7 protein-coding genes, 16 tRNA genes and 3 rRNA genes are annotated in these 12,803 nt (G+C 45.2%); 24 read left to right on the forward strand and 2 right to left on the reverse strand.

The window, feature by feature from the left end:
• Nucleotides 1-165 precede the first annotated feature (165 nt).
• Nucleotides 166-1,461 (reverse strand): glutamate-1-semialdehyde 2,1-aminomutase, encoded by a 1,296-nt coding sequence (locus NSQ64_RS04965; RefSeq protein ID WP_008341922.1) that lies wholly within the window; start codon nt 1,459-1,461, stop codon nt 166-168.
• A gap of 129 nt (nt 1,462-1,590) precedes the next feature.
• On the opposite strand from NSQ64_RS04965, the gene bcp reads away from it, so the two are divergent.
• Both bcp and perR read left to right on the forward strand, forming a co-directional pair.
• Nucleotides 1,591-2,058, forward strand: a complete 468-nt coding sequence (gene bcp / locus NSQ64_RS04970; RefSeq protein ID WP_007496746.1) for a thioredoxin-dependent thiol peroxidase — start codon at nt 1,591-1,593, stop codon at nt 2,056-2,058.
• A 159-nt stretch (nt 2,059-2,217) separates the two neighbouring features.
• Nucleotides 2,218-2,655, forward strand: coding sequence for a peroxide-responsive transcriptional repressor PerR (gene perR, locus NSQ64_RS04975; RefSeq protein WP_003217782.1), 438 nt, complete (start codon nt 2,218-2,220; stop codon nt 2,653-2,655).
• Nucleotides 2,656-2,690: 35 nt separating this feature from the next.
• Here perR and NSQ64_RS04980 read toward each other — a convergent pair whose 3' ends face one another.
• Complete coding sequence (locus tag NSQ64_RS04980; RefSeq protein ID WP_007496750.1) at nt 2,691-3,038, reverse strand: YgzB family protein; 348 nt, start codon at nt 3,036-3,038, stop codon at nt 2,691-2,693.
• A 189-nt stretch (nt 3,039-3,227) separates the two neighbouring features.
• Here NSQ64_RS04980 and NSQ64_RS04985 point away from each other — a divergent pair, with 189 nt between their 5' ends.
• The 22 genes from NSQ64_RS04985 (at nt 3,228) to NSQ64_RS05090 (ending at nt 12,500) form a co-directional block, all read left to right on the forward strand.
• Nucleotides 3,228-4,106, forward strand: coding sequence for a nucleotidyltransferase-like protein (locus NSQ64_RS04985; protein WP_025206981.1), 879 nt, complete (start codon nt 3,228-3,230; stop codon nt 4,104-4,106).
• A gap of 316 nt (nt 4,107-4,422) precedes the next feature.
• Nucleotides 4,423-5,971, forward strand: a 16S ribosomal RNA gene (locus NSQ64_RS04990).
• Between the two features lie 183 nt (nt 5,972-6,154).
• A 23S ribosomal RNA gene (locus tag NSQ64_RS04995) occupies nt 6,155-9,085 on the forward strand.
• 109 nt (nt 9,086-9,194) lie between these two features.
• A 5S ribosomal RNA gene (gene rrf, locus NSQ64_RS05000) occupies nt 9,195-9,310 on the forward strand.
• The 16S, 23S and 5S rRNA genes sit together here with 16 tRNA genes alongside, the layout of an rRNA operon.
• 9 nt (nt 9,311-9,319) lie before the next feature.
• Nucleotides 9,320-9,394 (forward strand) — tRNA-Asn (locus NSQ64_RS05005).
• Between the two features lie 4 nt (nt 9,395-9,398).
• Nucleotides 9,399-9,489: transfer RNA gene (locus NSQ64_RS05010), tRNA-Ser, on the forward strand.
• Nucleotides 9,490-9,506: 17 nt separating this feature from the next.
• A tRNA-Glu gene (locus NSQ64_RS05015) sits at nt 9,507-9,581 on the forward strand.
• Between the two features lie 32 nt (nt 9,582-9,613).
• Nucleotides 9,614-9,689 (forward strand) — tRNA-Val (locus NSQ64_RS05020).
• A gap of 15 nt (nt 9,690-9,704) precedes the next feature.
• A tRNA-Met gene (locus tag NSQ64_RS05025) sits at nt 9,705-9,781 on the forward strand.
• A 14-nt stretch (nt 9,782-9,795) separates the two neighbouring features.
• Nucleotides 9,796-9,872: transfer RNA gene (locus NSQ64_RS05030), tRNA-Asp, on the forward strand.
• Nucleotides 9,873-9,891: 19 nt separating this feature from the next.
• Nucleotides 9,892-9,967 (forward strand) — tRNA-Phe (locus NSQ64_RS05035).
• A 6-nt stretch (nt 9,968-9,973) separates the two neighbouring features.
• A tRNA-Thr gene (locus tag NSQ64_RS05040) sits at nt 9,974-10,046 on the forward strand.
• A gap of 15 nt (nt 10,047-10,061) precedes the next feature.
• A tRNA-Tyr gene (locus NSQ64_RS05045) sits at nt 10,062-10,146 on the forward strand.
• A gap of 13 nt (nt 10,147-10,159) precedes the next feature.
• A tRNA-Trp gene (locus NSQ64_RS05050) sits at nt 10,160-10,233 on the forward strand.
• 24 nt (nt 10,234-10,257) lie between these two features.
• Nucleotides 10,258-10,333: transfer RNA gene (locus tag NSQ64_RS05055), tRNA-His, on the forward strand.
• A gap of 9 nt (nt 10,334-10,342) precedes the next feature.
• Nucleotides 10,343-10,414 (forward strand) — tRNA-Gln (locus NSQ64_RS05060).
• A gap of 7 nt (nt 10,415-10,421) precedes the next feature.
• Nucleotides 10,422-10,496 (forward strand) — tRNA-Gly (locus NSQ64_RS05065).
• Nucleotides 10,497-10,501: 5 nt separating this feature from the next.
• Nucleotides 10,502-10,572 (forward strand) — tRNA-Cys (locus NSQ64_RS05070).
• 14 nt (nt 10,573-10,586) lie between these two features.
• Nucleotides 10,587-10,675 (forward strand) — tRNA-Leu (locus NSQ64_RS05075).
• Between the two features lie 38 nt (nt 10,676-10,713).
• Nucleotides 10,714-10,795 (forward strand) — tRNA-Leu (locus NSQ64_RS05080).
• A gap of 146 nt (nt 10,796-10,941) precedes the next feature.
• On the forward strand, nt 10,942-11,412 hold the full coding sequence (locus NSQ64_RS05085) for a GNAT family N-acetyltransferase (RefSeq protein WP_024719919.1): 471 nt from the start codon (nt 10,942-10,944) through the stop codon (nt 11,410-11,412).
• A 662-nt stretch (nt 11,413-12,074) separates the two neighbouring features.
• Entirely contained in the window at nt 12,075-12,500 is a 426-nt protein-coding gene (locus NSQ64_RS05090; RefSeq protein WP_048001794.1) for a hypothetical protein, read from the forward strand.
• The last annotated feature ends 303 nt before the right edge of the window (nt 12,501-12,803 follow it).

Genomic DNA, 12,803 nt, shown 5'->3' on the forward strand with positions numbered 1-12,803 from the left:
GTAATATACAGCGGTCTTCCGAAATATTCAAGTGATTTTTGAAAGTTCATGAAAACATCAAAAGAAGGTATTGAGAAAAAATGTAACAGATTCACTCGCTTTTGACAATCAAGAGCTGGTAAATAAAAAAACAGACGCATGAATTTACGTCTGTTTTTCTCTTCATTATGATTGTTTCAGTTGTTCAAACGCGTGATCTACTGCTTTGAGCGTTTCAGAAATATCATTTTCAGTATGTGCAATGGTTAAGAACCAAGCTTCATATTTAGAAGGCGCGAGGTTAATACCTTGTGCGAGCATGAATTTAAAGAAACGGGCGAACATTTCACCATCCGTATTTTCAGCCTGCTCGTAGTTCACAATCGTTTCTTTTGTAAAATAAATGGTGAGAGCACCTTTTAAACGATTCACTGTAATATCTACTTGATGTTTTTTTGCGTGGGCTAAAATTCCCTCTTCTAACATGGCCCCGAGCTGATCAAGACGTTCGTACACCCCGTCTTCTTTTAACACTTCCAAGCATGCAATACCAGAAAGGATGGAGGCGGGATTACCTGCCATCGTACCAGCTTGGTAGGCTGGTCCAAGCGGGGCGACTTGCTCCATAATTTCTTTTTTGCCGCCGTAAGCGCCGATTGGAAGACCGCCGCCGATAATTTTACCTAATGCAGTGAGGTCAGGTTTTACTTGAAGCAAGTCCTGTGCACCACCATACATAAAGCGGAAAGCTGTAATGACTTCATCATAGATGACTAGAGCCCCTTTTTCATGAGTCAGGTCATTAACCTGCTGCAGGAAACCGTCTTTAGGCTCTACTATGCCAAAGTTCCCGACAATTGGCTCAACAAGAACAGCTGCTACTTCATCACCCCAGCGGTCTAATGCTTCTTTGTAGCTGTCTATATCGTTGAATGGAACGGTAATGACTTCATTTGCAATACTTTTAGGCACGCCCGCTGAATCTGGTGTTCCTAAAGTGGAAGGTCCAGAGCCGGCCGCAACTAGCACAAGATCAGAATGGCCGTGGTAACATCCGGCAAACTTAATGATCTTTGTTCTGCCTGTATAAGCGCGAGCGACACGGATTGTCGTCATCACAGCTTCTGTACCTGAATTGACAAAACGAACTTTGTCCAAAGCAGGCATCGCTTCCTTCAGCATCTTAGCAAAAGTGACTTCATGCTTCGTTGGTGTTCCGTAAAGGACACCCGTCTCGGCTGCTTTCGTGATGGCTTTTGTAATATGAGGATGAGCATGTCCCGTAATAATTGGGCCGTATGCTGCTAAATAGTCGATATAACGGTTTCCGTCAACATCCCAAAAATAAGCGCCTTCGCCTTTTTCCATTGCAACAGGTGACCCGCCGCCCACTGCTTTATATGAACGAGATGGGCTGTTAACCCCTCCAACAATATGCTCCAGCGCCTCTTGATGTAATTTTTCTGATTCGGTGAATTTCATAAATAGCCTCCTATCTCAACGTATCACGTCGTCTATCATTATTTTAACATGCCGATGCAAGCGTCCTTAGTTGAATATCTTCTCGAAATTGGATAGGCTAATGAAAAAATAGGTTGGAGGGATTGTATCATGACAATCGAAGTGGGGCAGCAAGTACCTGATATTGAATTACTTGGTGATAATGGAGAGAAAGTAAAGCTCTCTGATTTTAAAGGGAAACACATTGTCCTTTATTTTTATCCAAAAGATATGACGCCGGGCTGCACAACGGAAGCCTGTGATTTTCGTGACCGCCATCAAAGCTTTGCGGAATTAGATGCTGTGATTATCGGCGTAAGCCCAGACGGTCAAGACAAGCACCAAAAGTTTAAAGAAAAACATGACTTACCTTTCCTGCTTCTTGTAGATGACGAACAAAAATTGTCTGAAGCTTTCGGTGTATGGAAGCTGAAAAAGAACTTTGGTAAGGAATACATGGGAATTGAACGCTCAACGTTTCTTATTAATAAAGAAGGAAAGCTTGTGAAAGAGTGGCGTAAAGTAAAGGTGAAAGATCATGTAGAAGAAGCGCTTGAGGAACTGAAAGCTCACGCTTAATATGTTGACGAGATGAGATCGGCAGTCGTGCCGGTCTTTTTTGTATAGAAGAATAGGTAAAAAAGAGGATTGTAATTGACAAAGTTTCGGCTCTGGGGGTACACTATTTATAAAGATTATAATATAAGAATATTTTTGAAAAGAGAGGTGCATGATGAAATGGCTGCTCACGAACTAAAAGATGCTTTAGACGCTCTAAAAGAAACCGGTGTTCGAATTACTCCGCAGCGCCATGCCATCTTGGAGTTTCTCGTAAATTCTATGACACACCCAACCGCGGACGATATATATAAGGCACTTGAAGGGAAATTTCCTAATATGAGTGTAGCAACGGTTTACAACAATTTACGAGTCTTCCGGGAATCTGGATTAGTAAAAGAATTAACGTATGGGGATTCCTCAAGCCGATTTGATTTTGCGACATCTGACCATTACCATGCGATTTGTGAAAACTGCGGAAAGATTGTTGACTTTCACTATCCTGGCCTTGATGAAGTAGAACAGCTTGCATCCCATGTGACAGGTTTTACAGTAAGTCATCATCGCTTGGAGATCTATGGCACTTGTCAAGAATGTGCAAAAAAAGAAAATCATTAATGAAAAAGCTGACCAGTTGAATGGTCAGCTTATTTTTATGACTTTTTTCGATTGTAGGATTCATCAAACTCTTTTCCTTCTAATGCTGGATCGAGTGTAAGTGGCTCTCTGCAATGCATGCACATGTCCACCCGCCCAAGCACTTTTGTTTCCTTCTCACAGCCTGGACATACGACACGGACTGCCTTCGTAGAAAGCATACCGATCCAAAAGTAAACGGCTGTACTCAATCCAATCGATAACACGCCGAGTAGCATAAAGAAGGTCGACAGCCAGACCGATTCCTTGAAGAACACACCGATATACATGATCAAAAAACCAACAAAAACCAAACTAAGTGCAAATGTTCTGATTTTATTAATCTTACTGGAGTATTTCGCCATCCCTAGTCCCCCTTATCTCCAATATAGCACATTTTACCTTTCTGTTTGAATTAGTTATAGAGTTTTGTGAATAAATTGCTTATAATGATTCAACGATCTTTTTTCATGTATTGAAGGAATTTTGATTCTATGAGGAGAAATACATAGCATTAGAGAAGAACCTTACACCCGAGTATTGGAGGAATCACTATGGAAAATCTTCTCCGTCCTATTTATCAAGAGAGAGCAAGTCATCCAGATACATTAGCTGTGATTATAGTAGAAAGAAGGCATAAAGTATCTTCTGAGACGGATAACTTTGATGCAGCGCTTCTAGTCATCGTAAAGGATGCGGAAGAACCGTTATTTATTAAGCACTATGAATCCGATCACCAGACAGCTTCTTTAAATGTTGTCACAGATGATCAGTTGAAGGAATGGATTACCTTAGGTACCAACAGGCGGATTATTGATTGGATTTTAAACGGAAAAGTCCTGTTTGATCGAAATGAATATATTTTCAACTTGATTGATGAACTGAGTACATTCCCGTTTTCTAACCGTAAGCTCAAAATTGGTTTAGAATATGGCAAGCTCATTCGCAGATATATAGAAGGAAAAGCATTTTTTGAATCAAATCAATTCCTCGATGCATATAATTCCATTGTGCATGCCCTGCATCATCTTGCGCGTATTGAAGTGATTGATAAAGGCTTCCACCCAGAAGTGACCGTTTGGAACCAAGTACGTCATATGGAACCGGAAGTATATAAACTTTATTCAGAGTTGATTGAAAGCCACGAAAGTCTTCATAAACGGTTAGAACTTTTATTCCTAGCGAATGATTTCTTGATTCATTCAAAAGCAGAAATTGGTGCGGCTCATTTGCGTCATGTCATGGAACAGCAGGATATTTGGCTGTTTGGCGAGCTTCTTGCACATCCTGATCTCAAACATTTCACACCTGATCTTAGTGTGATGATTGATTTCTTTGTGGAAAAAGGAATTGTGCTAGTAGAGCCAATTGAGACGAAGGGGCAAAAAATCTATCATCGAGGATATTTTGTTAAAAAAGATATTGACGTATGAATATTATGATGGTATATTATTAAACGTCGCTAATGAGTAACTGAGTTGCTTTGAAAGAAAAGCGGACAAAAAGAAATTCAGAAAAACACTTGACGCACACGGTGCTCAAATGTTATATTAAGAAAGTCGCCTCTGAGCGATAACGAAGATGATCTTTGAAAACTAAACAAGACAAAACGTACCTGTTAATTCGAGTTTTTATAAAAAAATCCTATGATACATCATAGGTAGTCAGTCAGACTGACGAGGCAGGAAATGATCACATGCTAAGTTCGCTACATCGTGTAGCAACGCATGTGTGATATGCATCCTGCATACCTCGGAGAGTTTGATCCTGGCTCAGGACGAACGCTGGCGGCGTGCCTAATACATGCAAGTCGAGCGGACAGAAGGGAGCTTGCTCCCGGATGTTAGCGGCGGACGGGTGAGTAACACGTGGGTAACCTGCCTGTAAGACTGGGATAACTCCGGGAAACCGGAGCTAATACCGGATAGTTCCTTGAACCGCATGGTTCAAGGATGAAAGACGGTTTCGGCTGTCACTTACAGATGGACCCGCGGCGCATTAGCTAGTTGGTGAGGTAACGGCTCACCAAGGCGACGATGCGTAGCCGACCTGAGAGGGTGATCGGCCACACTGGGACTGAGACACGGCCCAGACTCCTACGGGAGGCAGCAGTAGGGAATCTTCCGCAATGGACGAAAGTCTGACGGAGCAACGCCGCGTGAGTGATGAAGGTTTTCGGATCGTAAAGCTCTGTTGTTAGGGAAGAACAAGTGCAAGAGTAACTGCTTGCACCTTGACGGTACCTAACCAGAAAGCCACGGCTAACTACGTGCCAGCAGCCGCGGTAATACGTAGGTGGCAAGCGTTGTCCGGAATTATTGGGCGTAAAGGGCTCGCAGGCGGTTTCTTAAGTCTGATGTGAAAGCCCCCGGCTCAACCGGGGAGGGTCATTGGAAACTGGGAAACTTGAGTGCAGAAGAGGAGAGTGGAATTCCACGTGTAGCGGTGAAATGCGTAGAGATGTGGAGGAACACCAGTGGCGAAGGCGACTCTCTGGTCTGTAACTGACGCTGAGGAGCGAAAGCGTGGGGAGCGAACAGGATTAGATACCCTGGTAGTCCACGCCGTAAACGATGAGTGCTAAGTGTTAGGGGGTTTCCGCCCCTTAGTGCTGCAGCTAACGCATTAAGCACTCCGCCTGGGGAGTACGGTCGCAAGACTGAAACTCAAAGGAATTGACGGGGGCCCGCACAAGCGGTGGAGCATGTGGTTTAATTCGAAGCAACGCGAAGAACCTTACCAGGTCTTGACATCCTCTGACAACCCTAGAGATAGGGCTTTCCCTTCGGGGACAGAGTGACAGGTGGTGCATGGTTGTCGTCAGCTCGTGTCGTGAGATGTTGGGTTAAGTCCCGCAACGAGCGCAACCCTTGATCTTAGTTGCCAGCATTCAGTTGGGCACTCTAAGGTGACTGCCGGTGACAAACCGGAGGAAGGTGGGGATGACGTCAAATCATCATGCCCCTTATGACCTGGGCTACACACGTGCTACAATGGACAGAACAAAGGGCTGCGAGACCGCAAGGTTTAGCCAATCCCACAAATCTGTTCTCAGTTCGGATCGCAGTCTGCAACTCGACTGCGTGAAGCTGGAATCGCTAGTAATCGCGGATCAGCATGCCGCGGTGAATACGTTCCCGGGCCTTGTACACACCGCCCGTCACACCACGAGAGTTTGCAACACCCGAAGTCGGTGAGGTAACCTTTATGGAGCCAGCCGCCGAAGGTGGGGCAGATGATTGGGGTGAAGTCGTAACAAGGTAGCCGTATCGGAAGGTGCGGCTGGATCACCTCCTTTCTAAGGATATATGGAGCAGCGTACGTTTTTCGTCTTGTTTAGTTTTGAAGGATCATTCCTTCAAAACATGTCTCTAGCGAGACAGGATTGTTCTTTGAAAACTAGATAACAATAAGTAATACATTCACATTGAATGCAATGCAAAGTTCATCACACATAGTGATTCTTTCTAAAGTAAGAAATGGTTAAGTTAGAAAGGGCGCACGGTGGATGCCTTGGCACTAGGAGCCGATGAAGGACGGGACGAACACCGATATGCTTCGGGGAGCTGTAAGCAAGCTTTGATCCGGAGATTTCCGAATGGGGAAACCCACTGCTCGTAATGGAGTAGTATCCATACTTGAATACATAGAGTATGAGAAGGCATACCCGGGGAACTGAAACATCTAAGTACCCGGAGGAAGAGAAAGCAAATGCGATTCCCTGAGTAGCGGCGAGCGAAACGGGAACAGCCCAAACCAAGAGGCTTGCCTCTTGGGGTTGTAGGACACTCTATACGGAGTTACAAAGGAACGATATAAGCGAAGAGGTCTGGAAAGGCCCGCCAAAGAAGGTAACAGCCCTGTAACTGAAATGTTGTTCTCTCCAGAGTGGATCCTGAGTACGGCGGAACACGTGAAATTCCGTCGGAATCCGGGAGGACCATCTCCCAAGGCTAAATACTCCCTAGTGACCGATAGTGAACCAGTACCGTGAGGGAAAGGTGAAAAGCACCCCGGAAGGGGAGTGAAATAGATCCTGAAACCGTGTGCCTACAAGTAGTCAGAGCCCGTTAACGGGTGATGGCGTGCCTTTTGTAGAATGAACCGGCGAGTTACGATCCCGTGCAAGGTTAAGCAGAAGATGCGGAGCCGCAGCGAAAGCGAGTCTGAATAGGGCGCATGAGTACGTGGTCGTAGACCCGAAACCAGGTGATCTACCCATGTCCAGGGTGAAGTTCAGGTAACACTGAATGGAGGCCCGAACCCACGCACGTTGAAAAGTGCGGGGATGAGGTGTGGGTAGGGGTGAAATGCCAATCGAACCTGGAGATAGCTGGTTCTCTCCGAAATAGCTTTAGGGCTAGCCTCAAGGTAAGAGTCTCGGAGGTAGAGCACTGATTGGACTAGGGGCCCCTACCGGGTTACCGAATTCAGTCAAACTCCGAATGCCGATGACTTATCCTTGGGAGTCAGACTGCGAGTGATAAGATCCGTAGTCGAAAGGGAAACAGCCCAGACCGCCAGCTAAGGTCCCAAAGTATACGTTAAGTGGAAAAGGATGTGGAGTTGCTTAGACAACCAGGATGTTGGCTTAGAAGCAGCCACCATTTAAAGAGTGCGTAATAGCTCACTGGTCGAGTGACTCTGCGCCGAAAATGTACCGGGGCTAAACGTATCACCGAAGCTGCGGACTGTTCTTACGAACAGTGGTAGGAGAGCGTTCTAAGTGCAGTGAAGTCAGACCGGAAGGACTGGTGGAGCGCTTAGAAGTGAGAATGCCGGTATGAGTAGCGAAAGACGGGTGAGAATCCCGTCCACCGAATGCCTAAGGTTTCCTGAGGAAGGCTCGTCCGCTCAGGGTTAGTCGGGACCTAAGCCGAGGCCGAAAGGCGTAGGCGATGGACAACAGGTTGATATTCCTGTACCACCTCCTCACCATTTGAGCAATGGGGGGACGCAGGAGGATAGGGTAAGCGCGGTATTGGATATCCGCGTCCAAGCAGTTAGGCTGGGAAATAGGCAAATCCGTTTCCCGTGAAGGCTGAGCTGTGATGGCGAGCGAAATTTAGTAGCGAAGTTCCTGATTCCACACTGCCAAGAAAAGCCTCTAGCGAGGTGAGAGGTGCCCGTACCGCAAACCGACACAGGTAGGCGAGGAGAGAATCCTAAGGTGATCGAGAGAACTCTCGTTAAGGAACTCGGCAAAATGACCCCGTAACTTCGGGAGAAGGGGTGCTTCTTAGGGTGTTAAAGCCCCGAGAAGCCGCAGTGAATAGGCCCAGGCGACTGTTTAGCAAAAACACAGGTCTCTGCGAAGCCGTAAGGCGAAGTATAGGGGCTGACGCCTGCCCGGTGCTGGAAGGTTAAGAGGAGCGCTTAGCGTAAGCGAAGGTGCGAATTGAAGCCCCAGTAAACGGCGGCCGTAACTATAACGGTCCTAAGGTAGCGAAATTCCTTGTCGGGTAAGTTCCGACCCGCACGAAAGGCGCAACGATCTGGGCACTGTCTCAACGAGAGACTCGGTGAAATTATAGTACCTGTGAAGATGCAGGTTACCCGCGACAGGACGGAAAGACCCCGTGGAGCTTTACTGCAGCCTGATATTGAATGTTGGTACAGCTTGTACAGGATAGGTAGGAGCCTTGGAAACCGGAGCGCTAGCTTCGGTGGAGGCATCGGTGGGATACTACCCTGGCTGTATTGACCTTCTAACCCGCTGCCCTTATCGGGCAGGGAGACAGTGTCAGGTGGGCAGTTTGACTGGGGCGGTCGCCTCCTAAAATGTAACGGAGGCGCCCAAAGGTTCCCTCAGAATGGTTGGAAATCATTCGCAGAGTGTAAAGGCACAAGGGAGCTTGACTGCGAGACCTACAAGTCGAGCAGGGACGAAAGTCGGGCTTAGTGATCCGGTGGTTCCGCATGGAAGGGCCATCGCTCAACGGATAAAAGCTACCCCGGGGATAACAGGCTTATCTCCCCCAAGAGTCCACATCGACGGGGAGGTTTGGCACCTCGATGTCGGCTCATCGCATCCTGGGGCTGTAGTCGGTCCCAAGGGTTGGGCTGTTCGCCCATTAAAGCGGTACGCGAGCTGGGTTCAGAACGTCGTGAGACAGTTCGGTCCCTATCCGTCGCGGGCGCAGGAAATTTGAGAGGAGCTGTCCTTAGTACGAGAGGACCGGGATGGACGCACCGCTGGTGTACCAGTTGTTCTGCCAAGGGCATCGCTGGGTAGCTATGTGCGGACGGGATAAGTGCTGAAAGCATCTAAGCATGAAGCCCCCCTCAAGATGAGATTTCCCATTCCGCAAGGAAGTAAGATCCCTGAAAGATGATCAGGTTGATAGGTCTGAGGTGGAAGCGTGGTGACACGTGGAGCTGACAGATACTAATAGATCGAGGACTTAACCTATATTCTAATGTGAAGCATGAACATTGTTATCTAGTTTTGAGAGAACATTTTTCAAAAATCTCTTGATTTATTTGTAATACATAGTATAATATCTTTTGTCACTAAATTGTCTGGTGATGATGGCGAAGAGGTCACACCCGTTCCCATACCGAACACGGAAGTTAAGCTCTTCAGCGCCGATGGTAGTTGGGGGTTTCCCCCTGTGAGAGTAGGACATCGCCAGGCTTTCTTCATTCCGCAGTAGCTCAGTGGTAGAGCTATCGGCTGTTAACCGATCGGTCGTAGGTTCGAATCCTACCTGCGGAGCCAATTTGGAGAGCTGTCCGAGTGGCCGAAGGAGCACGATTGGAAATCGTGTAGGCGGTAACCCCGTCTCAAGGGTTCGAATCCCTTGCTCTCCGCCACAATTTACATAATAAAGGGCCCGTTGGTCAAGCGGTTAAGACACCGCCCTTTCACGGCGGTAACACGGGTTCGAATCCCGTACGGGTCACCATTTTTATAGAAATACATACCAGCATTTTATTCGGAGGATTAGCTCAGCTGGGAGAGCATCTGCCTTACAAGCAGAGGGTCGGCGGTTCGAGCCCGTCATCCTCCACCATATCTTTTATATCGTCGCGGGGTGGAGCAGTTCGGTAGCTCGTCGGGCTCATAACCCGAAGGTCGCAGGTTCAAATCCTGCCCCCGCAACCAAATTTATCTTTATTGGTCCGGTAGTTCAGTTGGTTAGAATGCCTGCCTGTCACGCAGGAGGTCGCGGGTTCGAGTCCCGTCCGGACCGCCATTTTTTAAAAAGAATACTTGGCTCGGTAGCTCAGTTGGTAGAGCAACGGACTGAAAATCCGTGTGTCGGCGGTTCGATTCCGTCCCGAGCCACCACTATTTGCCGGTGTAGCTCAATTGGTAGAGCAACTGACTTGTAATCAGTAGGTTGGGGGTTCAAGTCCTCTTGCCGGCACTGTTTTTCAAATGTGGAGGGGTAGCGAAGTGGCTAAACGCGGCGGACTGTAAATCCGCTCCCTCCGGGTTCGGCGGTTCGAATCCGCCCCCCTCCACCATTTTTATTTTCATAGGGGCATAGTTTAACGGTAGAACAGAGGTCTCCAAAACCTCCGGTGTGGGTTCGATTCCTACTGCCCCTGCCAATTATATGATTCATAACATCTATGGCGGTTGTGGCGAAGTGGTTAACGCACCAGATTGTGGCTCTGGCACTCGTGGGTTCGATTCCCATCAATCGCCCCATTTTATTATTGGGCTATAGCCAAGCGGTAAGGCAACGGACTTTGACTCCGTCATGCGTTGGTTCGAATCCAGCTAGCCCAGTTGATATGCGGAAGTAGTTCAGTGGTAGAACACCACCTTGCCAAGGTGGGGGTCGCGGGTTCGAATCCCGTCTTCCGCTCCAATTATGGCGGCATAGCCAAGTGGTAAGGCAGAGGTCTGCAAAACCTTTATCCCCGGTTCAAATCCGGGTGTCGCCTTTTTTGAAAAGACTGCCGGGGTGGTGGAATTGGCAGACACACAGGACTTAAAATCCTGCGGTAGGTGACTACCGTGCCGGTTCAAGTCCGGCCCTCGGCACCATTTTTTATTTATTATAAGTTGCGCTCTTTAATGATCATGCCGGTGTGGCGGAATTGGCAGACGCGCACGACTCAAAATCGTGTTCCTCACGGAGTGCCGGTTCGACCCCGGCCACCGGTATCTATATCATCGGTAGTAAATACGATGAAATCAACGTTTCTTACACTTTGTAAGGAACGTTTTTTATTTATCTTCAATACGATTCTTATAAAAATATCGTGTACGTACCTGTCATTAAACAAGAATGTTAAAGGAGGGACATATATTTGGAGATAAGGTTTGCTAATTTATCAGATACATCGATAATACATGATTTAATGATAAAGGCATTTATGGAGTATAAGGACGAAGTGCCACCTTCAAGTGCTTTGGAGGAAACTGTGCAATCCGTTTTAATTGCCTTAAAAGAAGGAGAGAGGAGTTTAATTTGTTATATTGATAATCAGCCAGTTGGAATGGTTCGATTTAAAATAAAAGAAGATAGTTTATATTTTTATAGACTATCAGTAATTCCAGAAATGCAGGGTCATGGTATTGCCAAAAAATTATTAAGTTTTTTAGAAAATTATGCAGTACAAGAAGAATTAACTAGTATATTTTGCAAAGTTCGTATGACCGTGATTAGAAACATAAAATTGTATAGTTCAGTGGGGTATAGCATCTACGATGAGGAAGTTGTACATAAGCCAAATGGTTTAAGTATAAAAATTGTTTCAATGATGAAAAAACTTGGTTAAAAAATTATCGATTGGAGGGTAAATTTCATGCATTTGATATGTGAAAGTGAAAAAACATAAGATTATTTGCTTGAATTAAACCAAGTCAGTTATACTAATCCTATTATTAGGTCTAATGCAGATGAACTTTTTATTCCGGCTCAAACTGAAATTGAAAAGACAAAACTTGCTTATGAGTATGTTCGTGATGAAATATCTCATTCTTGGGATATACAAGGGAAACGAGTAACATGTAATGCATCGGATGTATTAGTGTATAAAGAAGGAATATGCTATGCAAAAATCTAATTTGTTAGCATCTTTATTTTAAGAAATGTTGAATAAATAGCATAATACCAATGGTTCAGACGTTCGTACGACTCAAAATCGTGTTCCTCTGGAGTGTCGGTTCGACCCCTGCCACCGGTATCGAGTTTAAGATATTCTTTATTATCGTCAATTACAGAAGAATTAAGGAATATTAACGTTTAAAACGTCTTTCTACAAATTGTAGGAGGGCGTTTTTTATTTGTTGTTTAGCTGATTTTTCACACGAAAAAATTACTTCAAATTGTGTTCAAAGGAGATTGACTTTTACTTTAATGATGGTTACCTTATGATTAAACTAAAGGGGCAGGACAATTGAAGATGGATTGGATCAATTGTACATAGGAGGTGTTGTAATGATTACGGTTAAAAATGCTGAAAGTTATCTTAAAGATAGCATCGGTGAAGAGACCGATGAGATAAAAAAGGTTTGGGAAACATTTAAGGCTTTTTCAAAGGAGACCGTTGAGGGCGAAGAAGATAAAGAAATTTTATTTCAGTGTGGTGTCTATGATTTTACGGGAGAGGAACTATTTCATCTTGATTTTGTACGTCAGTTTACAATTTATGAAGAAGATGATTATTCTCACATGGAACAACTGCACTGTGAATTTTTATTTAAACCAACAAGCGAGTTAAAAAAGTTAAAGGTGGTAGAAGAATGGTCAATGGATTATGACGATATAGATCATTTTTTTAATCATATTGAAAGTATTCATGAGTTTAAAATTCCTTTGACTTTAAAGCCGATAAAATCAGCAATATATCAAGAAGAACTTTAATTCTTATTTCATTAACGGCTGCTTTACTTTCAGAGGGTATACCTTGCCTTTTTGGAATCATTTATCACGGAGTGTCGGTTCGACTCCGGCCACCGGTATCTATTAATATTAAAAGTTTCATGATCGGTTTTTACCGTGAACCCAACGTTTCACCCTCGTGGTGAAACGTTTTTTTGTGGTTTAAATGAGTTATTTAGATGAAAATAGAATCCTATTAGAAGAGAATGAGCATGTACTACTTTTAACAGAATAAACTTTAGATGATTTGCAACATTTGGTACGATACATTTAACCATATAAGGA

Source organism: Bacillus sp. FSL W8-0183, assembly GCF_038006825.1.
Lineage (GTDB): Bacteria > Bacillota > Bacilli > Bacillales > Bacillaceae > Bacillus > Bacillus altitudinis.